The sequence below is a fragment of the Rhodococcus koreensis genome (assembly GCF_900105905.1).
GTDB lineage: Bacteria > Actinomycetota > Actinomycetes > Mycobacteriales > Mycobacteriaceae > Rhodococcus_F > Rhodococcus_F koreensis.
In genome coordinates, this window is sequence record NZ_FNSV01000005.1 from 4,747,600 (window position 1) to 4,772,010 (window position 24,411).

19 protein-coding genes are annotated in these 24,411 nt (G+C 68.0%); 12 read left to right on the top strand and 7 right to left on the bottom strand.

Features of this window, described 5'->3' with window-relative positions; genetic code table 11:
- Window positions 1-140: 140 nt before the first annotated feature.
- Together BLV94_RS26245 and rox are read left to right on the top strand one after the other, a co-directional pair.
- Window positions 141-860 carry a GntR family transcriptional regulator gene (locus tag BLV94_RS26245; protein ID WP_143051421.1) on the top strand — a complete coding sequence of 240 codons (720 nt, stop codon included), beginning with the start codon at window positions 141-143 and terminating at the stop codon, window positions 858-860.
- A gap of 10 nt (window positions 861-870) precedes the next feature.
- On the top strand, window positions 871-2,310 hold the full coding sequence (gene rox / locus BLV94_RS26250; RefSeq protein ID WP_072943558.1) for a rifampin monooxygenase: 1,440 nt from the start codon (window positions 871-873) through the stop codon (window positions 2,308-2,310).
- Between the two features lie 86 nt (window positions 2,311-2,396).
- Here the strand turns inward: rox and BLV94_RS26255 are convergent, their stop codons facing one another.
- The 5 genes from BLV94_RS26255 to BLV94_RS26275 all read right to left on the bottom strand — a co-directional run bounded on the left by BLV94_RS26255 (window position 2,397) and on the right by BLV94_RS26275 (window position 8,316).
- Window positions 2,397-3,545: an ABC transporter ATP-binding protein gene (locus BLV94_RS26255; protein ID WP_072943560.1), complete on the bottom strand. Its 1,149-nt coding sequence runs from the start codon at window positions 3,543-3,545 to the stop codon at window positions 2,397-2,399.
- 12 nt (window positions 3,546-3,557) lie between these two features.
- Window positions 3,558-5,330 (bottom strand): ABC transporter permease, encoded by a 1,773-nt coding sequence (locus BLV94_RS26260; RefSeq protein WP_072943562.1) that lies wholly within the window; start codon window positions 5,328-5,330, stop codon window positions 3,558-3,560.
- A gap of 72 nt (window positions 5,331-5,402) precedes the next feature.
- Window positions 5,403-6,464 carry an ABC transporter substrate-binding protein gene (locus BLV94_RS26265; protein ID WP_244163663.1) on the bottom strand — a complete coding sequence of 354 codons (1,062 nt, stop codon included), beginning with the start codon at window positions 6,462-6,464 and terminating at the stop codon, window positions 5,403-5,405.
- 5 nt (window positions 6,465-6,469) lie between these two features.
- A complete protein-coding gene (locus BLV94_RS26270) occupies window positions 6,470-7,354 on the bottom strand; it encodes an amidohydrolase family protein (protein WP_072943566.1) in 885 nt (294 codons plus the stop codon).
- Between the two features lie 56 nt (window positions 7,355-7,410).
- Window positions 7,411-8,316 (bottom strand): substrate-binding domain-containing protein, encoded by a 906-nt coding sequence (locus tag BLV94_RS26275; protein WP_072943567.1) that lies wholly within the window; start codon window positions 8,314-8,316, stop codon window positions 7,411-7,413.
- A gap of 586 nt (window positions 8,317-8,902) precedes the next feature.
- Here BLV94_RS26275 and BLV94_RS26280 point away from each other — a divergent pair.
- From BLV94_RS26280 to BLV94_RS26315, 8 genes are all read left to right on the top strand, one after another.
- Window positions 8,903-9,475 carry an SRPBCC family protein gene (locus BLV94_RS26280; RefSeq protein ID WP_072943569.1) on the top strand — a complete coding sequence of 191 codons (573 nt, stop codon included), beginning with the start codon at window positions 8,903-8,905 and terminating at the stop codon, window positions 9,473-9,475.
- Entirely contained in the window at window positions 9,459-10,313 is an 855-nt protein-coding gene (locus BLV94_RS26285; RefSeq protein WP_072943570.1) for an HpcH/HpaI aldolase family protein, read from the top strand. The genes BLV94_RS26280 and BLV94_RS26285 overlap by 17 nt, the downstream gene beginning before the upstream one ends.
- Before the next feature lie 30 nt (window positions 10,314-10,343).
- Complete coding sequence (locus BLV94_RS26290) at window positions 10,344-11,402, top strand: amidohydrolase family protein (RefSeq protein WP_072943573.1); 1,059 nt, start codon at window positions 10,344-10,346, stop codon at window positions 11,400-11,402.
- Complete coding sequence (locus BLV94_RS26295; RefSeq protein WP_072943575.1) at window positions 11,399-13,051, top strand: thiamine pyrophosphate-binding protein; 1,653 nt, start codon at window positions 11,399-11,401, stop codon at window positions 13,049-13,051. Before BLV94_RS26290 ends, BLV94_RS26295 begins: the two co-directional genes overlap by 4 nt.
- A gap of 43 nt (window positions 13,052-13,094) precedes the next feature.
- Complete coding sequence (locus BLV94_RS26300) at window positions 13,095-13,976, top strand: hypothetical protein (protein ID WP_072943576.1); 882 nt, start codon at window positions 13,095-13,097, stop codon at window positions 13,974-13,976.
- Between the two features lie 35 nt (window positions 13,977-14,011).
- Window positions 14,012-14,992, top strand: coding sequence for a substrate-binding domain-containing protein (locus BLV94_RS26305; protein ID WP_072943578.1), 981 nt, complete (start codon window positions 14,012-14,014; stop codon window positions 14,990-14,992).
- 31 nt (window positions 14,993-15,023) lie between these two features.
- The gene (locus tag BLV94_RS26310) at window positions 15,024-15,875 is read left to right on the top strand and encodes an amidohydrolase family protein (protein ID WP_072943580.1); all 852 of its coding nucleotides are present in this window, start codon (window positions 15,024-15,026) and stop codon (window positions 15,873-15,875) included.
- A gap of 112 nt (window positions 15,876-15,987) precedes the next feature.
- The gene (locus BLV94_RS26315; protein WP_072943581.1) at window positions 15,988-17,214 is read left to right on the top strand and encodes an MFS transporter; all 1,227 of its coding nucleotides are present in this window, start codon (window positions 15,988-15,990) and stop codon (window positions 17,212-17,214) included.
- Here BLV94_RS26315 and BLV94_RS26320 read toward each other — a convergent pair.
- Together BLV94_RS26320 and BLV94_RS26325 are read right to left on the bottom strand one after the other, a co-directional pair.
- The gene (locus tag BLV94_RS26320) at window positions 17,211-20,465 is read right to left on the bottom strand and encodes a protein kinase domain-containing protein (RefSeq protein WP_072943583.1); all 3,255 of its coding nucleotides are present in this window, start codon (window positions 20,463-20,465) and stop codon (window positions 17,211-17,213) included. The genes BLV94_RS26315 and BLV94_RS26320 overlap by 4 nt on opposite strands.
- A 131-nt stretch (window positions 20,466-20,596) precedes the next feature.
- The gene (locus BLV94_RS26325) at window positions 20,597-21,622 is read right to left on the bottom strand and encodes a LacI family DNA-binding transcriptional regulator (RefSeq protein WP_072943584.1); all 1,026 of its coding nucleotides are present in this window, start codon (window positions 21,620-21,622) and stop codon (window positions 20,597-20,599) included.
- Window positions 21,623-21,785: 163 nt separating this feature from the next.
- On the opposite strand from BLV94_RS26325, the gene BLV94_RS26330 reads away from it, so the two are divergent.
- Window positions 21,786-23,213: a purine-cytosine permease family protein gene (locus tag BLV94_RS26330; protein ID WP_072943586.1), complete on the top strand. Its 1,428-nt coding sequence runs from the start codon at window positions 21,786-21,788 to the stop codon at window positions 23,211-23,213.
- A 59-nt stretch (window positions 23,214-23,272) separates the two neighbouring features.
- Complete coding sequence (locus tag BLV94_RS26335) at window positions 23,273-24,391, top strand: C45 family autoproteolytic acyltransferase/hydrolase (protein WP_072943588.1); 1,119 nt, start codon at window positions 23,273-23,275, stop codon at window positions 24,389-24,391.
- Window positions 24,392-24,411 lie beyond the last annotated feature (20 nt).

Here is a 24,411-nt window from a genome sequence, read left to right on the forward strand (position 1 = left end):
GGAAGGGAAGATCTTCATGCCCCCGAACTGCGTTCGCATCGAGCGCTCGACACGGTACGTTCGATGTTGTTGTACAACCTGACGGGTGAGGCTCCGATGACGACGCTGCCCACTCGTCCCGGCGAGTCAGGTGACACACGATGGTGCTAGCTGCGGGCGCAGACCCGGACAACGAGGGCGGCCCCGATTCGGGCGCCAACCGGACGCTGCAGGCGTATCACGATCTGCGCGCCCTGATCCTCTCCGGTCATTACGAACCGGACTCCCGCCTCACCGAGTCGGGACTCACCACCCAACTCCAGGTCTCACGGGGGACGATCCGTTCGGTGCTGGCACGCCTCGCCCAAGAGGGCTATGTCACCACCGAGGCGAACCGGAGCGCTCGCACCCGCTCGTTCTCGGTGGACGAGGCGATCGAAATTCTCGAGACCCGCGCGGTCCTGGAGTCGGCGCTGGCAGCGAAGGCCGCCGAACGCGCCACCGAGGCGGACATCGCCGCGATGACCGAGACCTGTAAGCGCATGTGGGACTTGCAGGTACCGGGCGGGCGCGAGGAATACTGGAATCTCAACCGCAAGTTTCACGAACAGGTCAAGCGGGCGGCACGGCAGGCCACACTCACCAGGTTCGTCGACAGCCTGCTCTATCCGCTCGTCATGCAGCAGTACCGCGACGCGGACCGTCGCGCGAACCCACGCACCGACTCCGTCAGGGAGCACGAGGCCATCCTCGCGGCGATCGTCACGCACAACCCGGAATCCGCCGCCGCGGCGATGCGGCATCACCTGTCTTCGGCCCGGCGAGCGCTTCAGCTGAACTTCCCGACGTCGGACGACCAGCGGGATCTGCGGAAAGGATGAACGGGGCTTCATGACTGATGTGATCATCGCCGGCGGCGGACCGACCGGCATGATGCTGGCCGCCGAATTGCGACTGCACGATGTGGACGTGCTGGTGCTGGAGAAGGAGGTCGAGCCGAACGAACAGGTCCGTTCGCTCGGCCTGCACGTGCGCAGCATCGAGATCCTGGATCAGCGCGGGCTGCTCGAACGGTTCCTCGAGCAGGGCACGCAGTACCCGGGTGGCGGTCGCTTCGCCGGCATCGACAAACCGTGGCCCGAACATCTGGACACCGCGCACGCCTACATCCTCGGCATCCCCCAGCCGGTCACCGACCGGCTGCTGGCCGAGCACGCCGCCGAACTCGGTGCCGACATCCGGCGCGGCTGCGAACTGGTCGGCCTGAGCCAGGACGCCGACGGGGTGACCGTCGAACTCGCCGAGGCGGGGTCGCTCGGCAAGCAGGTGCGTGCGCGTTACCTCGTCGGCTGCGACGGCGGCCGCAGCACGGTCCGCAAGCTGCTCGGCGTCGGATTCCCCGGCGAACCCGCCAAGGTCGAGTGGCTACGGGGTGAGATGGAGGTGATCACTCCGCCGGAGGAACTGTCCGCCATCGTTGCCGAGGTCCGCAAGACCCACAAGGGGTTCGGCGTCGGTCCCGCCGGGAACGGCCTGTACGGGGTCGTCGTCCCCGCCGAGAGCGTCACCGAGGACAGCACCGTCCCCCCGACGCTCGAGGAGGTCGAGCGGCAGCTGCGAGCGTTCGCCGGCACCGACTTCGGTGTCCACTCACCACGCTGGCTCTCCCGCTTCGGCGACGCCACCCGTCAGGCCGAGCGCTACCGGGCCGGACGGGTGTTCCTGGCGGGCGACGCCGCGCACGTGCACCCACCGCTGGGAGGACAGGGCCTCAACCTCGGGATCCAGGACGCCTTCAACCTGGGCTGGAAACTGGCCGCCGAGATCAACGGCTGGGCACCGGTCGATCTGCTGGACAGCTACCACTCCGAACGGCACCCGGTGGGCGCCGACGTACTGAACAACACCCGCGCGCAGAGCGAACTCATGTCCACCGAACCGGGCCCCCAAGCTGTGCGCCGGCTGGTGACGGAGCTGATGGACTTCGAGGTCGTCAGCCGGTACCTGATGGAAAAGGTCACCGCCATCGGGATCCGCTACGACTTCGGCGACGGGCACGAACTGCTCGGCAAACGGCTCCGGGACATCGGTCTCGGGAGCGGGCGCCTGTACGAACAGATGCACCATGGCCGCGGACTTCTGCTCGACCGGACCGGCCGGCTCTCGGTCGACGGCTGGGCGGATCGGGTCGACTCCGTCGCGGATGCCGACGCCGAGTTGGGCGTGCCTGCCGTGTTACTCCGTCCGGACGGCCACGTCGCCTGGGCCGGCGACGACCAGGCGGGACTCGACAAGCAACTGTCGCGGTGGTTCGGCGCTCCCGTCAGCTGAGCACTGGCGGTGAGGACCTCCTCCATTCGTGAGGAGGTCCTCACCGACTCAGAACGACACGCCGGCCGCCCGCTCCCACGCGGCGGTTACGACCACAGCGCGACCGTCCATGCCGGGTCCAGGACGACGGTCACGTCGTCGCCCGGGCGAGCACGGAGGTGCGCGTCGGCGTGCGCGCGGAGCGACACGTCCCCGACGGTCACGACCATCTCCTGGCGGTCGCCGAGATACTCGGTGGTCACGATGCGCCCCGGGAATCGGTTGGGACCGTGAGTTTCCCGCTCCTCGGGGATGATGCGGATGTTTTCGGGCCGGATGCACACGAACATTTCCTGGCCGGGGGTGGGCGGGGTGGATGGGGTGGTGAAACGCTCGCACCGCACCACCCCGACGGTCGTCTTGGCGTCGACGACGCGGTCGCCGGAGCCCGCCGGCCGGTCGAGCACTCCGGGGATGAGGTTGGCGCTGCCGACGAAGTCGGCCACGAACCGTGTCGCGGGCGAATCGTAGATCTCGCTCGGTGATCCGATCTGTTCGATCCGACCACGATTCATGACGACGATCGTGTCGGACATGGCCAGGGCCTCACCCTGGTCGTGCGTTACGTAGATGGTGGTGACGCCGAACTTCTGCTGGAACGAGCGCAACTCGGCGCGCAGCTGTGAGCGCAGCTTGGCGTCCAGGTTGGACAGCGGTTCGTCCAGCAGCAGGACCTCCGGCTCGCACAGCAGGGCGCGGGCCAGCGCCAGCCGCTGCTGCTGGCCGCCGCTGAGCTGGGTGGACCATCGGTCCGCGTACTCCGACAGGCCCACCTGTTCGAGCATCGTTCGGACGCGACGCTCCCGCTCGGCGCGAGGGTACGTCTTCCGGCCGTACTGCAGGGGAAACGCGGCGTTGTCGAACACCTTCATGTGCGGCCAGATCCCGTAGGACTGCGGCACCATCGCGATCGGCCGGACGTCGGGAGACACGTCGCGCCCCGCCGCGGCCGAGAAAACGGCCTGGCCGTTCATCCAGATCTCGCCGCTGTCGGCGGTCTCCAGTCCGGCGAGACAGCGGAGGGTGGTCGTCTTGCCGCACCCACTGGGCCCGAGCAGGGTGAAGAAGCTGTTCTGCGGCACGGAGAAGCTGACATCGTCGATGACGCGGGTCACCTCGCCGCTGTGCGGGCGGGTGAAGTGTTTCTGCAGGCCGGAGATCTGCACGGAATGGTCGGAACCAACGAGGGTTTTCATGTTCACGGCACCTCAGATGTGTTGTTGGAAGCCACGGCGGTTGACCCACCAGACGGAGACGGCGGACAGGGCGAGCAGGAGGACCGCGAGGGCGCTGGCCTCGGGATAGTTCGCGCTTTCACCGATCATGTCCCACAGCAGCACCACGACGGTGCGGTTGTCGGAACTGGACAGCAGCAGCGCGATCGGGAGTTCGCCCAGGGAGTTGGCGAACACCCACAGCCACGTGCTCGACACCGCGGGAGCGACGAGCGGGAAGACCACCCGGCGCAGCACGACGGCGTTGGACGCCCCGCTGACGCGGCCCACCTCTTCGAGTCCCTTGTCGAGTTGCAACAGTGCCGTCTGAATCATGCGTGATCCGCGTGGGATGTAGCGGGTGGTGAACGCGATGATGATGATCCAGATCGTGCCGTAGATCGGGATGGGCAGGTACAGGTACAGGAACAGCACAGCCATGCCGAGCACGACGCTGGGGATGGCGAAGACCAGGAAGGACAGATCGAACAGGCCCCTGCCGAGGCGCCCGGCGCGGGTCGAGGCCAGTGCCAGCCACAGGGCGAACCCGGCGGTCAGCGTCGCCGTGATCAGGCTGATCACCAGGGTGTTGACGACGGCGTGCGTCAGGTTCGGGTTGGTGAAGATCGCGCCGTAGTTGGCGAGGCTGAGCGCACCCAGGTTGTCGAAGTTGATCGGCTGCAGGTACGGGGTCAGGCTCGTCCAGACCAGGGTCAGGATGGGCACGATGATCGCGACGAGAACGTAGAACGAGACGATGCCGGCGACCGGGATGCGCCACCGCCCCAGCCGCACCGGTGTGGACCGGTACCCCTTGCCGCCCACCACCTGGAATCGGTGGGACTCGCGGGTCTGACGCCGGTAGACGGCGATCATCACGAGGGACAGCAGGACGAGCATGATGCCGTAGGCACTGGCCTGGCCGTAGTTGGCAAGACCCGACGGCGGCTGCAGGGACGCCTGGATGAGGCTGCTGAACACGAAGATCTGGTCCGGCATTCCGAGGATGGCCGGGATCGCGAACTCCTCGAGCGCAATGACGACGAGCAGCATGCTGGCCGCGGAGATCCCCGGCATCGTCAGCGGCAGAACCACTTTGCGGGTTCGCGTCCACCAGCCTGCACCCGACGTGGCCGCGGCCTCCTCGAATTCGAGGTTGAGCCGGGCGAACGTCGGCGCGAGCATGATGTACATGCCCGGGACACCGAAGATGCCGGCCACCAGGATCATGCCCGGCAGCGAGTAGATGTCGATCGAGAGCCCGAAGACCCGCTCGATGACGATGGCGATGGGGCCGTTGGTGGGGTTGGCCGCCAGGACCCACGCCACCGCCATGACCGTGGCAGGCACGGCCATGGGGGCCAGCGTGCTCGGCGCGAGGAAACGGCGTCCCGGAATGTCGGTCCGCTCGAACAGGTAGGCCAGGCTGACGCTGACAACCAATGCCAGCGACACGGTGCCGACCACGAAGACGAACGAGTTGAGCGCGACGTCGACCAGGCGTTTCGAGGAGAAGATCGCGGTGAAGTTGTCGAGCGTGAACCCGGGGACCTGGAAGGGCAGCTTCGTCTCGCTGTCCTTGAGGCTGCTGAACAACAGCATTCCCAGGGGGAAGAGCATGAGATAGGCGACGATCGCGCCGATGGCGATGTTGACGCCGACCAGGACGCGGTCCCGGCGCTTGGGGTGGTGTACGTCGGCGGGCTGAGGGCGTACGTCGTCGGGTCGAGGGCGTACGCCGGTGGAGAGCTGGGTGCCGGACTGCATCGCTGAAGTCTCCAAGGGTGAGGGGATAGAGTTTGCCGCCCGTCACGGGCAGCGGTGCGGCGGTGGGAGCCGTCAGTTGACGTTGGTGCCCAAGGCCTCTTCGACCTCGGGGAAGAAATCTGAGAACTGCTCGTACTGCGCGATGTCGGTCTCGCTGAACCATTCGACGCCGGCGTCACATAGGGCGCCGATGACACGGTTCGTGGCGGCGTCGGTGCAGTCCGTGTTGGTGGGAATGACAGAGTTGTACGTGCCGACCAATGCGGACTGGCCCTCTTCGGAGGCGAGGAAGGCGGTGAGCAGGCGACCCGCCGCCGGGTGCGGTGCACCGTCGGCCACGAACAGGTAGGACTTGTTGGCGTTCGTGGGGCCCACCGGTGCGACGGCGACCGGCGCGCCCTTCGACTCGTCCGCGAGCACGAGGTTGATGAGGTCGGTGCCGACCGGCGTCTGGCCGGACACGACGAGTGTGTGAGCCTGCGTCGTGTTTTCGGTGTAGTGGGGATTCAGCTCGGCCAGCCGGGACGCGTAGTCGAGACCGGCGTCGGCGCCGAGGGTGGGGTCCTGGGCCCACACGGTCATGAAGGACCCGCGCGACTCGACACTGAGTTTTCCGCCGTTCCATCGCGGATCGAGCAGGTCGTCCCAGCTCGCGGGCACATCGTTCGGGACCAGGGCGTCGGTGTTGTAGGCCCAGACCTTCGGTACCGCCCACACGTAGACGAAGTCGTCGGCGAAGATCTGGTCGCTGGGCACCTCGTAGGATGCCCAGTCGACCTTCGCCGCCATGGACTGCGACGGCAAGACCGTGAGCCCACCTGCGTTGGACACATCGAACGTCACCCGGTCGGCGGCCTGCTCCACATTGAGCTGGGTGACCAGATCCGGAGCCTTCTTGTTCGTGTACCTGACCTCGATCCCTGGGAATTTCTTCTCGAACGCGTCGATCGCCGGCTTCATCTGAGCCTCCGGCTTCGGCGCGAACCAGACGACCTCCCCTTCGGCCTTGGCCGCCTGGTACAGCTCGTCGAGGTTCTTCGTGTCCGGAACAGGCGGCGGACCGCCGCAGGCGGTCAGGACGACGGCGACTGCCATGACCGAGGCCATGCAGAGCCTGCGCCGAAAGCGCTTCATAGCGATCAACATTCCTTCGCGGCGGTGGAAACGGAGCTGCCCTGGGCGAGCCCGTACAGCCGGCCGGCGGTGCCGCCCGCGATCAGCTCCAGGTCGGTGGCGTCGAGTGACGGCAGTTGCTCCCTGATGAGGTCGGCCAAGTCCGACAACGATCCGGCCGAGGCGGGGAAGTTCGAACCCCACATGACGTGGGCCGCCCCGAACTCTTCGATCAGCGTGCGGACCAGCGGTGCCGCGGATCCGCTCTCGCGCTGCGCGCGGAGTACGGCCGGCGGCGTGATCTTGATGAACACGCGGCCCGTCTCGCTGAGCTGGGGAGCTCCGTCCGAGTTCGGGTACGGCGCGGAGTCCAATTGCGGTCGGCCCGCGTGGTCGAGGATCGCGGTGAGTCCCGGGTACTGCTGGAGGAGCCCGGCGAGGATCGGAGCGTGCTGGGCGTGCATCTGGATGCAGACCGGCACGCGGCGGTCGGACAGGAACTGCCAGACCGGCGCCATGCGCTCGTCGTCGAGTCCGCGGCCGGGTGTCGGGACGGCGGTCGTTCCGTCCGCGGCACGGATGCGGACCCCCGAGAAGCCCCGCTCGTCGATCCAGTGGTGGAGGTCGTCGACCACCTTCGGGGAGAGGAAGTCCACCGAGCACACCCCGCTGAGGCGGTCGGGGTGCCTTGTGAGCTGGTCGGCTACGTAGCTGTTGTCGAATCCGTACACCGTGGAGGCCTGGACGACGACCAGGTGGTCGACGTCGGCGGCGTCGGCGGCCCGCAACAGGCCGTCGATGTCGGTGGGCCGTTCCTGGGACCAGGTGGACCGGTGTCCGCCGAGCGGGTCTGCGGGGTAGGCATCGGTGTCGGGCGAAATGATGTGGGTGTGTGTGTCGACTGTGAACATCAGTACCTCACGACTGGTGGGTGGGGTGGCGGGCGGAAAGTGGCGGGCGGGCGCGCTCAGGCGAGCTCGCCGAGATGCCGGGTGAAGTCGTCGAGGAGTTCGGCCACCGTCACGGGTGTGCGGATGACGTTCTGCTGCAACGCGTAGTCGATCGCGATCTGCAGACCGGCGACGAGCTCGTCGGTCACTCCGAAACGGAGGGCGCGCACGCGGGGACCGGGCTCGGTTTCAGCGGCCTTGCGCGCCTCGATCCGGTCTCCGAAAGCCTGGTAGAGCGCCGATACTGTGCGAGGCTCGGCCTCGAGGAGGTCACGCCGGACGGTGAGCACGTGGTTGATCGGCACCGTCTTGTGCCGGGCTCCCCATGCCTCCTCGGCCTCCCGCCAGTTCGGGATGATCGGCACCAGCGGCCCCTGCGCCCCGTCGAGCGCCGGCGGACCGAGGACGGCGGCCACGACATCGCCGCGCTCGAGCACGTCGAGCACCTTGCCGGTCGTGCGCTCGACGTTCGGCGGCTCGACATAGCTGGCGACGTGCGGCTCCTCGGTGGTCACCCAGGTGACTTCCTTGGCGTCGACGCCGAACTCTTCGTGCAGGATTCCGCGCACCCACAGACCGGTCGTCTGGCTGTAGGCCCGGACCGCGACCCGCCGGCCTGCCAGGTCCGCCGGGCTGATCTCGGCCGAACCGGGCCAGCGGGTCAGGGAGTGGTGGTGGAAGTCGCCGCTGAGTACCACCGGCAGAAGCGCGATCGGGGCTCCTGCCTCGCGGGCCTGCAGATAGGTGGCGATGGCCAATTCGCTGAAGTCGTACCGGAGCTCACGCACCATGGGAGCGAACGCCTTGTAGATCGGATCCGCTGCCGCGAGCTCGACGGGATGTCCCTCGACGCTGAAGCCGGGTTCCGCGAGGAACGCCGTGTGCGGGTAGGACTTCGCCGCGATGGACAAGGTTGTGGACATGAATACAACTCCTCTGTTGCGTCCGAACCCGGGGAGTGCATGTGGTGTGCCTCCGAACCCGGGGAGTGCACTGGTGTCAGTGCGCCGATGCCGTCATTCGACCGATGGGTGAATATCGGTTTTGTCTTACGGTTTCGCTCAATTTACGCGGGAGTGACGCCCATTACAAGCCTTTGAGGCTCGGATCGTCTAACAATTTTGCGGAAGCCGGGTCGATGCGGGCGGCGAAGACACGGGGTTCGCGTCCGCCGGCGCGATCATGCTGGGGCAATCGGCTCACCAACCCGAATTGTTCTACAAAATGAGCGCGATCGAGTCGGGCACGATGGGCACTCCGGCGTCGGGAAATCCAGTTCTTGCTGTTCGCCGCACTCCGCTGCTAGTCTGACGACAGAAAGTTGTTAAACAATCTGAGAGCCGACCGGGGAGACTCGGATGACGCCAGTGTTATCTGGCGACCGGCCTGCTCGCTGCCGGCGAGGGCACGCCCTCCGACACCAGCTCGCTGATCGAGTCTCGCGAGTTTCCCCGAAGCGCCACAGTGGTCTGTGGTGGCTGTTCACGATCGTCAAGCGAGGACACAGTTGTGATAAAGATCGACGAAGCAATCGCCGTACCCGCGCCACCGGGGCGGGTGTGGGCGGTCATTTCCGACCCCACCGAGGTGGTGTCGTGCATCAACGGTGCCGAACTCGGCCAGTTCCACGACGACGGCTCGTTCGACGGCACGCTGGTCGTGAAATTCAGCGCGATCCGGGTGCGGTTCGGCGCCCGGATGTCGCTGGAGCTGGACGAGCCCGCCTGGGAGGGACGACTTTCGGCGCGCGGGCGGGACGGGCAGGGCGCGACGCGGTTCACCGCGCACGCGAACTTCCGGATCACCGAGGACCATGCGGGCGGCGCACGGGTGCAGGTGACCGGCGAGGTGGCCCTCGCGGGCAAGCTCGCGTCGGTGATCGAGGCGGGCGCCGGCGCCGTGGTGTCCCGGATGACCAACGACTTCACGGACGAACTGGTGCGCCGGTGCGCCGGGGAGACCGCGGTCGTGCCGGCGCCGAGCCGGCCGACCGTGTGGGCCCGCGTGCGCGCCTGGTGGCGCAGGACCATTCACAAGCGACAGAGCGAGCAGAGCGGAGTGGCAAGTGGCAAGACTCAATAGTGTGATCGGTGCGCTGGAATCGGGGCAGCACGCCTTCGCGGCGTTCGCGGCTCCCGAGCCGGCGGCGGCGCTCGACTTCGCAACCAGCGACTACGACGGTCTGGTGTTCGAGGCCGAGCACAAACCTTGGGACGCAACGACGTTGCGGGACAGCCTGCAGTATCTGCTCAACCGGCGACGGATATTCGAATCGGGCACGCTCGCCCCGTCGCCCACTCCGCTGATCCGGGTTCCCGTCAACGGTGCCGAACAGGGCCAGTGGCACGCGAAGCAGGCTCTCGACCTCGGGGCGTACGGAATCGTGTGGCCGCACATCAGCCGGGTCGAGGAAGCGCGCAATGCGGTCGCGGCCTGCCGGTACCCCCGCCTGCCTGGCGAGGACCGGTACGACCCGCCGGGCCTGCGCGGCGACGCGCCTGCGGCCGCCGCACGGTACTGGGGCCTGTCGAACGACGAGTACTACGCGAAGGCCGACGTGTGGCCACTCGCCCCGGACGGCGAGATCCTCGTCGTGATCCAGATCGAGGATCAACTCGGCATCGAGAACCTCCCGGCCATCCTCGAACAGGTGCCCGGAATCGGTCTCATCCTCATCGGTGAAGGCGATCTCAGCCAGGAACTGGGCGTGCCCCGTCAACTCGACCACCCGCTGATGGTCGAGGCCAGGAGCCGGATCGTGAAGATCTGTCACGAACACGAAGTCGTGGTCGGCCACCCGCACGTGACGACGAGCAACGTCGAGCGGGTGCTCGACGAGGGCTACCGCTTCCTCATGTCCGCGCCGGTGCGCAGCTATCCCGGCCTGGAACTGGGCCGCAAACTCACCGGTCGCTCCTGACCCCGAACACTCACCTGGAGAACAACCTTCATGATCATCGACTGTCACGGCCACTTCACCACCGCGCCACCCGCGCTCGGACAGTGGCGCGAGCGCCAGATCAAGGCGTTCGACGATTCGGGCGCGCGGGTCTCACCCGACGAGTTGCACATCGGCGACGACGAGATCACGGCCGCGATCGAACAGGGGCAGCTCAAGCTCCAACTCGAACGCGGCACCGACCTCACGGTCTTCTCCCCCGGCGCGGGAAAGATGGCCCACCACTACGGCGACGAGCAGACCAGCCTGGTCTGGTCGCAGGTCAGCAACGACCTCATCGCCCGGGTGTGCGGCCTGTTCCCGGACCGTTTCGCCGCGGTGTGCCAGCTTCCTCAGTCGCCCGGCGACGCGCTGGCCTCCTCCATCCGCCGGTCGGCGGCGGAACTCGAGCGCTGCGTCGAAGAACTCGGGTTCGTCGGCTGCCTCCTCAACCCGGACCCCTCCGACGGGTACTGGCAGGCGCCGCCGCTGACCGACCGGATCTACTACCCGCTCTACGAGAAGATGGTGGAACTGGCCGTGCCCGCGATGATCCACGTCGCGATGTCGCGTAACCCCGCCATCCAGGGCACCTGCGCGCACTACCTCAACGGCGACACCGCAGCCTTCATGCAGCTGTGCCAGTCGGACCTGTTCACCGACTTCCCGACGCTGCGGCTGATCCTGCCGCACGGCGGCGGCGCGGTGCCCTACCACTGGGGCCGCTACCGCGGGATGATGCAGGACCAGGGCAGGCCGCCACTGGAGGAATCGTTGCTGCGCAACGTCTTCTTCGACACCTGCGTCTACCACAAGCGGGGCCTCGAACTTCTCACCGACATCATCCCCGCCGAGAACGTGCTCTTCGCCTCCGAGATGATCGGCGCCGTCCGCAGCGTCGACCCGGAGACCGGGCACCGATTCGACGACACCAAGGCGCTGCTCGACTCCATCGACTCCATCAGCGACGCCGACCGGCAGGCGATCTACGGCGGCAACGCGCTGAAGGTGTTCCCGCGCCTCGCGAGCCACGTCCGGAACCACCACAAGCAAGAAGAGGTCGCGCAGTGAAGGTTTACGAAGCGCTCGCAGCAGCGTTCGCCGCCGAGGGCACCACGGATGTGTTCGGCATGATGGGCGACGCCAACATGCACTGGATGAATGCCCTGGCCACCCGTGGGACGCGCCTGTACGAGGTGCGTCACGAGGGTGCGGGCCTGAGCATGGCGCACGGGTACGCCCGCGCCTCCGGCCGGCCGGGTGTCGTGACGACGACGAGCGGGCCCGGCACCGCGCAGCTAGCCACGTCGATGATCGTGGCGAGCCGTGCGCGCATCCCGCTGGTCGCGTTCTGCGGGGAGACGCCGCTGGGTGACGAGGGCGCCGTGCAGTACCTCGACCAGCGCCGGTTCGCCGCCGCGATCGAGTGCGAGTTCCTCCAGGTGACCAAGGCCGAGTCGGCCGCAGAAGTGGTGCAGCGCGCCTTCTACCTGGCCCGCACCCAATCCCGGCCGGTGATGATCAGCGCCCCGTTCGACGTGCAGCTGCAGGAGTTCGAGGACGACATGCCGTACGTCCCGTCCACCGAGCTGCTCCGGACCCCCAAGCTGCTACCGCACCCGGACCGGATCCAGCAGGCGTGCGAAATCATCGGGGCGAGCAAACGAGTCGTGATCGTCGCCGGTCGGGGCGCCCGCAACGCGGAAGCAGGCGAGCAGATCCTCGCGCTTCAGCGTCGCACCGGCGCCCTACTCGCCACCACGTTGCAGGCCAAGAACTGGCTCAGCGCCGAAACCGAGTACCACGTGGGGATCGCGGGCCTGTTCGGGAGCAGGCTGGCGATGGAACTGCTGCAGGAGGCCGACTGCGTGGTGTCGGTGGGCGCGAGCCTCAACCACTACACCATCGAGAGCGGATACCTGTTCCCCGAAGCCCGGTTCATCCAGATCGACACGGCGCCGCACCTGGTGATGGGCAACGGTCAGGTCGCCGACTGCTACATGCAGGCCGACGCGGTCACCGCCCTCGTTGCCCTGACAGGCGCGCTGGGGGTTCGCGGTATCGAGATGGAAGGCTTCCACACCCCCGAGGTGCACGGCCGGCTCACGGCCCCGCTGATCGACCCCGCCGAGTTCCGCAGTCAGCCCGGCCTGCTCGACCCGCGCGAGGCGATCTCGGTGCTCGACGCCGAACTTCCCGGCGAGATCGGGCTGGTGCTCGGCAGCGGACACCAGACGGACTTCGGCACCATGCTCTTCCAGCGGTCCCGCGAGATCACCTCGAACTACGGCATGTTCGGTGCCATCGGCCAGGCTCCGCTGCTGACCATCGGCACCGTCGTCGCCAACGGCGGCAAGCCGACGTTCGTGGTCGAAGGCGACGCGAGTTTCCTGATGCACCTGTCGGAGTTCGAGACCGCGTGCCGCTACGGCCTTCCGGTGCTCGTCGTCGTCATGAACGACGAAGGCCTCGGCGCGGAATACCACAAGGCGAAGGCCAAGGGCCTCGACCCGGAGCTCGCCGTCATCCCCACCCCCGAACTCGGCACGGTCGGGAAGGCACTCGGCGGCGGCGGCGCCACCGTCCGCACGACCGACGAACTGCGCGCCGCGCTGGCCGAGTACGTCCGCGACCCCCGGCCCACCGTGATCGACGTGCGCATCACCCGCGACGTGCTCAGCGTGCCCTACCGGCGCATGCAGTACGGCGAGGACGTATGACCACGCGGGGACTGATCACGACCAACGAAACGAGGACTCGTCAATGAAAATCGTATTGGGCAGAGACGATCTCGCTGCCGTGGCCGTCGAGTGGGCCGCGGCCGCCGGTGCAACGCCCGAACGTCTCGACATCCGGCCCGTGCACAAGGCATCGCGCGGCTTCGTGAACGACGCGGCGGCGGACGTGTGCGAGCTGGCCGTGGTGACATTGCTGCAGGCGGCCGCATACGACAAGCCGGTGGCGCTGCTGCCGATCACCATGCTCGGCCGGTACCAGCATCAGACCCTGGTGACACTGGGCGAACTGGACGTCGAGGGTGTACGGGGCCGGAGCGTCGGCGTGCGCTCGTGGAGCCAGACCACCGGGGTGTGGCTGCGCGGGTTCCTCAGCGAGCAGTACGGCCTCGATCTGTCCGAAGTGGACTGGCACACGTACGAGGGCGGGCACGTCGACGGGGCCACCGACCCGGCGTGGGTCACGCGCGCCCCCGAGGGCGCAAAACTGCAGGCCGACTTCCTCGAAGGCCGGCTCGACTACGGGATCATGGGCAACGAACTGCCCTCCGACGACCGGATCCGCACCGCCATTCCCCACGCCCTCGCGGTCGCCGCCGAATGGGCCGCACGCAAGGGTTTCGCTCCGATCAACCACGTGGTGGGGTTCAGCGCGGCGGCCGCCGGCGAGGACCCGAAGGCGATACTCGCGGTGTACGACGCGCTGGCCGAGGCCGCCACGACTGCCGGTCCCGCAGCGGGTCCGGTGAACCTGAGCCCCGTCGGGTTCGACGGTCTGCGCGGGCCTGTCACCGACGCCGCCCGCTACGCCTACGAGCAGGGGGTGCTGCCGCGCCGCGTCGAGTTCGACGAACTGGTCGATCGCACCTGCGCCGCGCTCGGGGTGACCGCGTCCCGGCTCGGCGGCTGAACCACTCGCTCCCTCTGGAATACGAAAGGCTGAACATGAACACGCTCTCGGTCGCACTCGGCGACTACCGGCACGTGCAGGCCCTGCTGGGCGGCGACGTCACGGTGAACGGCTACGAGGTGAAACCGGTCGAGGTCAGCCCGATCATCGGCGCATACCGCCGGATGATCCGCGACCTCGAGTTCGACGTGTGCGAACTCGCGCCGACCTCCTACCTGATGGCGTTGCAGGCCGGGGTTCCGCTCACCGGCATCCCCGTCTTCCTCAACCGCCGCTTCCACCACGCCGACGTGCAGTGCGGTTCGGCGTCGGGAATCCGCTTCCCCGCCGATCTCGAAGGTAAGCGGATCGGTGTCCGCGCGTACACGGTGACCACCGGGGTGTGGATGCGCGGCATCCTGCGCGACGAGTACGGCCTCGACATCGACACCGTGAAGTGGGTCGTGGACGACGACGACCACATCGAAGGCCGGGCTCCCTCGAACGTCGAGCGCGTCACCGACGGCCGGTCGCTCGGCGAGTTGCTGCGGGCCGGCGAGATCGACGCCGCATTCAGCGGCAACGCCGGCACCGGACGTGCTGGGGCGCCGCGGGCCGGGTGGTCGGCGGCGGCCGAGCAACCCGCGGTCGAGGACGGGCCGTACCCACTGTTCCCCGACCACGAGGTGCTCGCCACCGACTGGTACCTACGCACCGGGATCTATCCGCTGCACTCCGTGATCGCGATCCGCAGCGAACTCGTCGACCGCGACCCGGGGCTGCCCACCGCCCTGTACGCCGCATTCGCCGAGAGCAAGCGCCGTCAGATCGAGGCCGATCCACAGTGGTCGGCGCTGGCGCGACTGGGCAAGCAGGCCAAGCAGATCCAGAGCGATCCGATCCCCTACGGTCTCGATGCCAACGACGCGAGTGTGCGCGCGCTCGTGAAGTACTCCCGGGACCAGGGTCTCCTCGACCCGGACTTCTCCACCGATCCCCACCAGGTGTTCGCCAAGGGCGAGTACCCAGACGCCTGAGCCAGCCCACCGAACGAGAAAGGTGTAGACCTTGGACATCGTCGACACCCACTGCCACATCATCTCCGACGACGTGACCCGCTACCCCCGGGCCCCGATCGGCGGGACCCAGTCCGGTTGGGCGACCACCCGCCCGGTCACCGCCGGCGGCATGGTCGAGCGCATGGACGAAGCCGGGATCGGCCAGGCCGTACTGGTACAGGCGACAACCGCCTACGGCTACGACAACTCCTACGTACTCGACAGCCGCGCCCAGCGGCCGGACCGGTTCATCGTGGTGGGCACCGTGGATCCGTTGCGGCCGGACGCCGCCGACAACCTGGAGGCGGCGGTCGGCGACAACGGCCTCGCCGGGGTCCGGCTGTTCACCAGCGGCAGCACGGTGCCCACCCAGGGCGAGTGGTTCGCCGCGCCGGAGACGTACCCCTTCTGGGACAAGGCCACCGAACTCGGAGTCACGGTATGCCTGCAGATGCGGCTCGGACCGGCGACCGAGCAAGTGCACCAGCTGCTTCGCCGGTTCCCGTCGGTCCGCGTGCTGCTCGACCACATGGGATACCCCGACATCGCGGCCTCACCCACCGACGCCGGCGAAGCGGTGGCGGAGCTGGCTGTCCATCCTGGCCTGCACCTCAAGCTGACCCACCGCAATCTCGAACCTCTCCACGACGCCGGCGAAAAGGCCTCTGGTTTCCTCGATCCGGTGCTGGCAGCGTTCGGAGCACACCGGATCGCGTGGGGTTCCAACCTGCCCGCCGCCGAACAGTCACTGCCCGAACTCGTCGCCCTCGCCCACAAGGTACTGGCCGACGTACCCGAGCCCGAACGCCGCGAGATCTTCGCGGGCACCGCGCGACGGCTGTATCCCGGCCTGGCCGGATAGGTACTTTTCGCGAGAAACCCGCGGGTCTTGCCGGGTGTTCGGTTCTTTCGAGCCGAACACCCGGCCGACCGGCCTGTTCAGGATCGCCAATGGAAGGGAGCAAACCACGCCGATGACCGTCCTCTCCGGCCTCCGCGGACAAACCTTCGCGTCGCTGCGCACCACCAACTTCCGCCGTTACATCACCGGCCAGACGATCTCGCAGGCCGGCAAGTGGATGCAGACCATCGCCCAATCATGGCTCGTCCTCGAACTTTCCGGCTCCGCCACCGCAATCGGTGCGGTGATGGCGTTGCAGACCGTGCCGATGCTCCTCGTCGCCCCGTATGGCGGCGTCGTTGCCGATCGGGTCGACAAGCGGCGCCTGATGATCGCCTTGCAAACCCTGATGGGGGTGCAGGCACTGGTCCTCGGAATTCTCACCGTCACCGGAACAGTCCACCTCTGGCAGGTCTACGTTCTCGCTCTCGTGCTCGGCCTGAACCAGTGCTTCGAAACTCCGACACGCCAATCGTTTCTCCTCGAAATGGTCGGGGCCGATCGACTTCGCAACGCCGTCAGCCTGCAATCGGTGCTCACCTCCACGGCACGGATGGTCGGTCCTGCCGTCGCCGGGCTCGTCATCGCCGCCGGCGGTGTCGGTCTGTGTTTCCTTCTCAACGCCGCAAGTTTCGTCGCGGTCGTGATCTCCCTGCTCACCCTCGATGTCTCGCAGCTCAATCCGTCACCACCGACGGTCCGGGCTCGCGGTCAGCTCCGCGAAGGTCTCGCGTACGTCCGGCAGTCCGCTGAACTGACCGTACCGCTGACCATGATGGCGCTGGTCGGTTGTTTCGCCCTCGAATTCCCCGTAGTGCTACCGGTGATCGCCGACCAGACCCTCGACGCCGGGCCGGGCGCATCCGGCTTCATCACCGCCGCGATGGGAGCGGGATCGGTGGTGAGCGGGCTCGCTGTCGCAACCTGGGGCCGTACCGGAACCGGGCCGCTCGTCGTCACCGCGACGGCGTTCGGAGCCGTTCTCCTCGTCGCCGCCGTCGTCCCCAATCTGTGGGTCATGCTGGTCGTCATGGCCTGTGTCGGAGCCTGCAGTGTCGCGTTCAACTCGACGACGAACAGCACACTGCAACTCGCCGCCGCACCGGACAAACGCGGGCGGGTCATGGCCCTGTTCGGCATGGCATTCATCGGATCCACCGCGGTCGGCGGGCCCATCACCGGATGGGTGTGTGAGCAGTGGGGCGGCCGCGCAGGATTGCTTCTCGGGGCCGTCGCCTGCCTGATCGCCGCTGCTATCGGTGCACTGCGTCCGAGAGACCGGACTCGGCCACCGACCTAGTCGTGCGCCTGCTCCACGACCCAGGCCGCAACCTGGGTGCGGGAGGTGAAACCCAGCTTGGCCAGAATGTGCTCCACGTGACCCTGGGCGGTGCGCGGTGAGATCACGAGGCGGTCGGCGATGGCCTGGTTGGTCAGGCCTTCGGCGATGAGGTCGGCGACCTGACGTTCCCTCTTGGTCAGTCGCGTCGGCGCGTCGGTGTCCGGTGTGGAGGTACCGGGCTGCGCTTCGTGGAGGGCGTAGGCGATGGCCGCGTCGAAGCCGAGCTGTTCACCTTTGCGGTGGGCCGCCGCGAATGCTGTGTCCCCGAGTCCCTGCCGGGCCTTCTCGGCGAATTCGGTCTGGTAGACAATCAGATTGGAATGGATGACCGCGGCACTGCCCACCGACCTCGCCAGCCATTGCGCGGCTCCCATCAGCACCGCGGCCCGAGTCGGATCTCGCCTCTCGCACGCGATCCAGGCCAGCGCTTCGACGGCGGCTGCGGCGAAGCGGGGGCTGTGCACCTGCCGCGACAGCTCCAGCGATTCCTCGAGGTATCGGACTGCGCGATCGGCGGCGCCCTGTCGCCACACCGCAATTCCCAAGGCCCACAGCGAATGCGATCGGTACATCTTCTCGCCGTACTTTTCCGTGATCGCGAGGACCCGCTCGTGGCGCTCGACGGCCCGCTCGGTCTGGCCGGACAGTCCGTAGGCCAACCCGAGAAGATAGAGCACGTTCGTCTCGAGTGTGCGATCCCCGCGTGTGCTGAACTCCGTGAGTGCAGTTTCGAGGTGCGAGCATGCGTCTGGGAGGTCCCCGCTGTAGAGGGCCAGCGTTCCGTCGGCGAAGGAGACGAACGCGCGCATCATAGGGTCGCTCGTGTGCGCGGTGAGGTTCCGCGCCTCCGCCACGAGCGCGGCACCGGACTCGAGATCGCCCTGCACGTTGGCCATCACGCTGGCGCAGTAGAGCGCCCTGATCCGCTCGACCGTCGGCTCTCCGGGGCAGCGGGCCAGTAGGTCGGAGAACCAGCGCCGCCCCTCGCTGTACAGACCCTGGGAGGTCCAGAACCAGCGGAGTGCGGCGGCGGTGCGCAGGCCGGCGGCGGGATCGTCGTCGATGCAGAACTCCAGTGCCTCACGGAGGTTCGGTTGCTCCCGCTTCAAACGGGCGATCCAGTCCAGTTGCCGTGCGCTGATCCACTCGGCCTCCGCGGTGAGTGCCAGCGCCTCGTACCAATCCCGGTGCCGGCGACGCAAAGTCACGGTCTCGCCGGTCTGCTCGAGTTTCTCGTAGCCGTACGCGCGGAGGGTCTCGAGCATCCGGAACCGCACCACCGACCCGTGCCCCTCCCGGATCAGGATCGATTTCTCCACCAGGGAGGTCAGCGTGTCGAGCAATTCGTCCGGGCCCAGTCCGTCGCCGCAGACCTGCTCGGCGGCATCGAGTTCGACGCTGCCGGCGAAGACCGCCAACCGACCCCACATCAGTTGCTCACCGGTGGTGCATAATTCGAAACTCCAATCGATCGACAAACGCAGGGTCTGCTGCCGCGTCGGCGCACCGCGGCTGCCGCGGGTCAGCAGGGTGTAGCGGTCTGTCAGGCGCCCCAGGATCTGCTCGGGCGACATCGCCCGCAAACGGGCGGCGGCCAGTTCGATCGGCAACGGCAACCCGTCGAGGCGGTGGCAGATCCCCGCCACCGCCGCCGCGTTGTCCTCGGTCAGTGCGAATCCGGGAACCGCGGCGGCGGCGCGTTCGGCGAACAGGTGCACCGCATCGTATTTCGGTAATCCCCGCAACGACGGCCTGCGATCGGGATCCGGCACGGCCAGCGGCGGCACCTGCAGCACCGCCTCCCCGCCGATGCCGAGGGATTCGCGGCTGGTCGCCAGAATCCGCAGCGCCGGGCACACCCGCAACAGCGTCTCGGTCAGCTCCGCCACCGCGTCCACCAGGTGCTCGCAATTGTCGAGGACCAGCAGCAGTTCCCTGGAGGCGAGGAACTCGATCAACACCTCGCGCAGCGGCCGCGCCGAATGGTCCCGCACCCCCACTGCCGCGGCCACCGCGTCCACCAGCGAAGACCCGTCGCGCAGTTCGCCCAACTCGACCAGCCGCGCACCGTCGCCGTAGTCGCGTTGCACCCCCGCGGCGACGCGCATCGCCAGCCTCGTCTTGCCGACCCCTCCGATCCCGGTCAGCGTCACCAACCGCGACCCGGCGAGCAGGTTCTTCGCCTCGGTGAGTTCGTGCCGACGGCCGACGAAACTCGTCAGTTCCAAGAGGAGGTGTCCCGTCACGCCGCTCGCTGGTGTGGTGCCGCGCGGTCCGTGCCCTCGGTCGTGGACCTGCGCGTCGGGTTCCGTGCGGAGGGCCATGTCGTCGACGGAAAGACCGCGATCGAGTTGAATCCGCCGCAGTTCCTCCCCGAAGTCGGCGGCCGTCGCCGGACGTTCACCGGGAGTACGGGACATCGCCCGGGCGATCACGTCGGACACGTCGTCGGGGATCCCGTGCTCCCGCAGGTCGGGCACGGGTTGCGTGGTGATGCGCAGGAATTGCGCGACCACCTGCTCCCCACTGCGGCGTTCGAACGCGGCATGACCGGTGAGGGCACTGAACAGCGTCGCCCCGAGACCGTAGACGTCGGCGGCCGGGCTCGGCGGGTCACCCTGGAGGACCTCCGGCGCGGTGTAGGCCGGCGACCCGGTGACAGCGCCGGTCGCGGTCTCGAAACCGCCGCTGATGTGGGCGATGCCGAAGTCCGTCAACTCCGGTTCGCCGTAATCGGTGAGCAGGATGTTCGCGGGTTTGATATCCCGGTGCAGGATGCCGAGCCGGTGCGCCGTCTCCACCGCGCCGGCGACCTTCACCCCCAGCCGCAGCACCTCGTCCAGTTCGAGGGGACCGTCCTTGCGGACCCGGGCCTCCAGCGACCCGTGCGGGTGATACGGCATCACGATGTACGGAACTCCGCTGTCGGTGGCCCCGACCTGCAGGACGCCGACGATGTTCGGATGACCGGTGAGCCGGCCCATCGCCCGCTGCTCCCGGAAGAACCGGGCCTTGTTCTCCTCGTCGAGATCGACGGTGAGCACCTTCACCGCCACCGTGCGATCCAGATCCGCCTGGGTGCAGCGGTAGACCACTCCGAAGCCGCCGCGTCCGATCTCCCGGGCGTCGTCGAAACCGGCCGCACTCAGCTCCGACGCCACGACGGGGACGACGTACCGCTGCGTGTCGAGCGGATCACCTTCACCCATCGGACGGACCACTCACCCCGTCGGCTCGTGCCGCCGCGCGCTGGTTCCGACGGCACGACCAGAGCACAGATACAACCGTGGACTCGCCTCTCGATGGCGTGCCCACAAGGATATCGCTGCCATCGGTCGAATCATGACGTCCGGGTGGAGTTCCGCACGATGAGGCGTCCGTGGAGTTTCCCCGGCGGCACGGGCCGGTCGAGGTTGTCGAGGCGGTTGACGAGCTGTGTGACGGCAACGCGGGCAAGGAGTTCGGGCTGCAGGTCCACCGAGGTGATGGGGGGCGTCGCGGATCGGGTGTGCTCCGAGTCGGAGCCGCCGACGATCTGGACGTCGCCGGGAACGTCGAGTCCGCGTTCCCGGACACGTGCGAGCACTCCGGCCGCGTGCCTGCCGGTGAGGCAGTACACCGCGTCGGGCGGGTCGTCGCGGTCGAACAGTTCGTCGGCGGCGTCGCGGCCGCCGGACTCCCCGGTGGTCTCGGGCCGGTGGGCGACCAGCGGGTCCTGACCGCGCGCCTCCGCCCAGGCGCGGTAGGCGGCCTCGGCGCCGAGGTTCCACGAGTTGGGGTCGGTCCCGGCAACGAGGGCCACTCGCGTGGCACCCGCTTCGTCGAGGTGCTGCAACACCAGGTCGGTCATGAATTCGGTGTCGGTGTCGATCCAGTTCTCGTACGCGGCCCGTGCCGGATCTTTGCCGACGGACAGGAACGGCACGCCTTCCCCGAGGAGCATCTCGATGAGGGGATCGTTGGTGACGGGTTCCGTGATCAGGAACCCGTCGCAGGCGAGGGCGGCGGCCGGTGACTCTTCGCGGGTCGGGTCCGACACCAGCATGAGTCCGTATCCGAAGTCCATCGCGGCCAGCGCCGCCGAACCCGCGAACCGCAGGAAGTAGTCGACGCCCTCGGGGAGCGAAGAATCCAGCGTTTCGAGGGGCCGGAGCACGAGGGCGAGGATGCCGAGACGGTTGCTGCGCAGCCCCCTCGCCACCACATCCGGCCGGTAGCCCAGGGACTTCGCGGTCGCGCGGACCCGCTCCCGCGTCGCGGCGGCGACGACCCCTTTGCCGCTGAACGTGTGCGACACCGTGGTGGTCGACACCCCGGCGTGCCGTGCCACGTCGGCGATGGTGGGCCGCGATCGTTTCTCCGTCACCGGATCAGGCTACCAATTGTCCGACCTGCACCAAATCGATTTGTAAATTTACTTCTCACGCTCTTGTCCAAATCGATTTGGTTCCGTACGGTGACCCGGGTCACGCCAGATCGGCGATTGCGCCACCAGCCGCACATCCGTGCTCGTCTACCCGGAGGACCCCATGGCATCGACTCGAGCAGACTCCCGCGCGGCGAAACCCGGCGCGACGCCGCCGGCCGACCGTGCCGGGAAGGTGGAGACGCACGGCATCGACTTCATCCCCGACGGCGAGCGACACGGCCGCGCCCGGGACCTGTTCGCGGTGTGGGCGGCGCCCAACGTGAGCTACCTGACCCTGGTCGTCGGCGGCGCACTGATCCTGATGGGCCTGTCGTTCTGGCAGGCGCTCGCGGTGATCGTGGTCGGCAACCTGTTCTCGATCCTCACCGGGATCGTCGCCGCCAGCGGACCGGCGTCGGGCACACCCAGCGAGGTGATCACCCGGGCGATCTTCGGCATCCGCGGCAACCGGGTGAACATCCTCGTGACCAGCTGGTTCATCAGCGTCTGCTACCTGGCACTGAACTGGGCGGCCGCGTCGTACACGGCGTTCCGGCTCCTCGAACGGTTCGGCATCCACGCGACCACCCCGGTGAAGGTCGTCGTCATCCTGGCGATCGCCGCCGCCACGCTGGCCATCGGTGTATACGGGCACGCGACGATCGTGCGGCTCTACCAGCCGCTGGCCGTCCTGCTGATCCTGATCTTCGTGGTGATGGCCGGCTACGTCCTCGGGAACGCCGACTGGGGTTACCAGCCGGCGGAGGCGCTCCACGGAATCGGGCTGTGGGCGACGGTGGCCGCGGGTGTTTCCATCGTGGCGTCGGCTCCGCTGTCCTACACCAACAGCGCGGACTTCGCCCGCTACCTGCCGGCGACCACGTCGCCGGTGTCGGTCACCGCCTGGACGGCGCTCGGCGCGTTCGTCCCCAGCGTGTTGTTCACCGCGCTCGGCGCACTCGCCGGCACCGGACTCGACATGGCCGACCCGCAGATCGCACTCGAGGCCATCCTCCCCTCCTGGTTCACGCCGATCTTCCTGCTCGCCGTCATCGTCGGCACCATCGCCAACAACGCGATGACCGCCTACAGTTCCGGGCTCGCGCTGCAATCGGTCGGCCTGCGCCTGCGTCGCTCGCGCAGCGTCCTCCTCGACGGCTCGATGGGTGTCGCCATGACGCTGTACGCCCTGCTCGTCTCCAACTTCCTCGACACCGTCAGCAACATGATGCAGCTCGTCGTGACCGTGATGGGTCCCGTGATGGCCGTCTACGTCGCCGACGTCCTGTGGCGCCGCAACCGCTACGACGGCCTCGGGCTCGGCGACGAAACCAGCAGCAGCCCCTACTGGTACAGCGGTGGGATCAACTGGGCGGGAACGGTCGCCGTCTTCACCGGCATCGCCGCGGCCGCGCTCTGCGTCGCCGCCCCGGTCTACACCGGACCCGTCGCGAACGCGGTCGGCGGCGTGGATCTGTCGTTGCCGGTCGGTTTGCTCGTGTCCGCGGCGCTGTACGTCGTGCTGATGCGCTCGTACCGAACCCGCTGACCCTCTGTGATCAATTGCTCCACAGCTTTATTCACACCATCTGGATAACGAGGACGATCATGACCGAATCCACCACTGCCCGCCCTCACGTCTGCGTCGACGACACCCGGCCGCGCGAACGCGGTGTCGCCCGCGGCACGCAGCTGCGCACCGACCTGCCCGCGTCCGTGGAACTGTATCTGCGCCTGTTCGATACGGTCGGCGTGAGCGAGAGCCGGACCCGCGACAGTGCGCACTGTCTCGCGGATGTCCTGGGGGCGTGGGGTCCCCGGTACCTCGACGAGATCGAGGGCATCGCTGTCGGCGCCGGGCTCGAAACCTGGCACGTGATGGCACTGAACGGCCGCACGGAGATCCTGTCCCAGGCCACCGCGGCCCGCCCCGGCGAGTGCTCCACCATCGCCTACGCACCCGCGGATCGCGCGTCGGCGCCGTTCGGGATCCAAACCTGGGACTGGCATCAGGAACTCGACCCGTACTGGCACACCCATCAGGTGCGCGGAACCCGCCACGCCTACGTCGGGCTGACCGAGCACGGCATCCTCGGCAAGATCGGGATGAACAGTGCGGGCCTCGGCGTGTTCTTCAACATCCTCGGCCACCGCGACGACGCACCGGCCGGGGTGCCCGTGCACATCCTGTCGGCGGCGGTCCTCGGTGAAGCCGGAACCGTCGGCGAGGCCCTCGATCTGCTGCGCTCGGCGCCGATCGCAACCTCGGGCGCGCTGACGCTGATCGACCCCGACACCGTCGCGTGCGCCGAGGTCAGCCCCGTCGGCGTCGCCGCCCTGCACCCGACGGACGGATTCCTGACGCACACCAACCACTTTCTCGACCCGGCCAACGCCGCCCGCGAGAAGGCCGGCCTGTACGAGCCCGACTCCCAGGACCGCTACGGGCTGATCGCCTCCCGGCAGCAGCGGTACGCGGCGCCTGCCGTCGCCGATCACCTCGTCGAGTACCTGTACTCCGATCCGGGGCAGCCCCAGCTGTGCTGCGTCCCCGCCCCGGACGCGGTCTTCGGTCAGCGCTGGGCCACCCTGTCGACGGTGCTGCTCGAACCCGAGCACCGGCGGGCCCGCATCCTCCCCGGCACGCCGCTCGACGCCCGCCGACGGTCGTGGACCACCCTCGACGCCCCCGCCCCCGCGCCCGCACCCGCGTTCGTGGCCGGGTGACGCCGGGTACGTGAGCGGCA

What these genes read in the sequence shown, in the direction of transcription:
- BLV94_RS26245 (WP_143051421.1), top strand. Translation starts at nt 141, where the DNA reads ATGGTGCTAGCTGCGGGCGCAGACCCGGACAACGAGGGCGGCCCCGAT.
- BLV94_RS26290 (WP_072943573.1), top strand. Translation starts at nt 10,344, where the DNA reads ATGATCATCGACTGTCACGGCCACTTCACCACCGCGCCACCCGCGCTC.
- BLV94_RS26320 (WP_072943583.1), bottom strand. Translation starts at nt 20,465, where the DNA reads ATGGGTGAAGGTGATCCGCTCGACACGCAGCGGTACGTCGTCCCCGTC.
- BLV94_RS26255 (WP_072943560.1), bottom strand. Translation starts at nt 3,545, where the DNA reads ATGAAAACCCTCGTTGGTTCCGACCATTCCGTGCAGATCTCCGGCCTG.
- BLV94_RS26260 (WP_072943562.1), bottom strand. Translation starts at nt 5,330, where the DNA reads ATGCAGTCCGGCACCCAGCTCTCCACCGGCGTACGCCCTCGACCCGAC.
- BLV94_RS26335 (WP_072943588.1), top strand. Translation starts at nt 23,273, where the DNA reads ATGACCGAATCCACCACTGCCCGCCCTCACGTCTGCGTCGACGACACC.
- BLV94_RS26270 (WP_072943566.1), bottom strand. Translation starts at nt 7,354, where the DNA reads ATGTTCACAGTCGACACACACACCCACATCATTTCGCCCGACACCGAT.
- BLV94_RS26330 (WP_072943586.1), top strand. Translation starts at nt 21,786, where the DNA reads ATGGCATCGACTCGAGCAGACTCCCGCGCGGCGAAACCCGGCGCGACG.
- BLV94_RS26305 (WP_072943578.1), top strand. Translation starts at nt 14,012, where the DNA reads ATGAACACGCTCTCGGTCGCACTCGGCGACTACCGGCACGTGCAGGCC.
- rox (WP_072943558.1), top strand. Translation starts at nt 871, where the DNA reads ATGACTGATGTGATCATCGCCGGCGGCGGACCGACCGGCATGATGCTG.
- BLV94_RS26300 (WP_072943576.1), top strand. Translation starts at nt 13,095, where the DNA reads ATGAAAATCGTATTGGGCAGAGACGATCTCGCTGCCGTGGCCGTCGAG.
- BLV94_RS26315 (WP_072943581.1), top strand. Translation starts at nt 15,988, where the DNA reads ATGACCGTCCTCTCCGGCCTCCGCGGACAAACCTTCGCGTCGCTGCGC.
- BLV94_RS26275 (WP_072943567.1), bottom strand. Translation starts at nt 8,316, where the DNA reads ATGTCCACAACCTTGTCCATCGCGGCGAAGTCCTACCCGCACACGGCG.
- BLV94_RS26265 (WP_244163663.1), bottom strand. Translation starts at nt 6,464, where the DNA reads ATGAAGCGCTTTCGGCGCAGGCTCTGCATGGCCTCGGTCATGGCAGTC.